1 protein-coding gene is annotated in these 997 nt (G+C 66.0%); it reads left to right on the top strand.

The window, feature by feature from the left end; genetic code table 11:
- Positions 1-997, top strand: a 997-nt coding sequence (locus tag IEY93_RS37525; RefSeq protein ID WP_189167891.1) for a dihydropteroate synthase, incomplete at both ends; no start/stop codon positions are given.

Here is a 997-nt window from a genome sequence, read left to right on the forward strand (position 1 = left end):
TGTATGCGCATGTGCCGTTCCGGCAGGACACCTCTTATTTGGCGATCGGTGAGCGGACCAATGCCAATGGGTCCAAGGCGTTTCGGGAGGCGATGCTTTCGGGGGCGTGGGAGGAGTGTGTGGACATCGCGCGGGCGCAGTCGCGGGATGGGGCGCACATGCTGGATGTGTGTGTGGATTATGTGGGCCGGGACGGGGTGGCCGACATGCGGGAGTTGGCGTTTCGGCTGGCGACGGCGTCGACGTTGCCGTTGGTGATCGATTCGACCGAGCCGGCGGTGATCGAGGCGGGGCTTTCGGTGCTGGGTGGCCGGGCGGTGGTCAACTCGGTGAACTATGAGGACGGGGACGGCCCGGATTCGCGGTTCCGGAAGATCATGGGGTTGGTGCGGGAGCACGGCGCCGCGGTGGTGGCGTTGACGATCGATGAGCAGGGGCAGGCGCGGACCGCGGAGTGGAAGGTGGCGGTCGCCTCCCGGCTGATTGAGGATCTGACCGGGAATTGGGGGATGCGGGTCGAGGACATCATCGTGGACTGCCTGACGTTTCCGATCGCGACGGGGCAGGAGGAGACGCGGCGGGACGGGGTGGAGACGATCGAGGCGATCGCCGAGCTGAAGCGCCGCTATCCGGGGGTGCAGACCACGCTGGGGTTGTCGAACATCTCGTTCGGGTTGAACCCGGCCGCCCGCATTGTGCTGAACTCGGTGTTTCTGCATGAGTGTGTGAATGCGGGGCTGGATTCGGCGATCGTGCACGCGTCGAAGATCGTGCCGATGTCGCGGATTCCGGATGAGCAGCGTCAGGTGGCGTTGGACATGGTCTATGACCGGCGGCGGGAGGGGTATGACCCCCTCGCCCGGTTCATGGAGTTGTTCGCGGGGGTGGATGCGGCGTCGCTTAGGCAGGGGCGGGCGGCGGAGCTTGCGGGGTTGCCGTTGTGGGAGCGGTTGAAGCGGCGGATCATCGATGGGGAGCGTAAGGGGCTGGAGGGTGA

This window comes from Sphaerisporangium melleum, from assembly GCF_014646695.1.
Taxonomy (GTDB): Bacteria; Actinomycetota; Actinomycetes; order Streptosporangiales; family Streptosporangiaceae; genus Sphaerisporangium; species Sphaerisporangium melleum.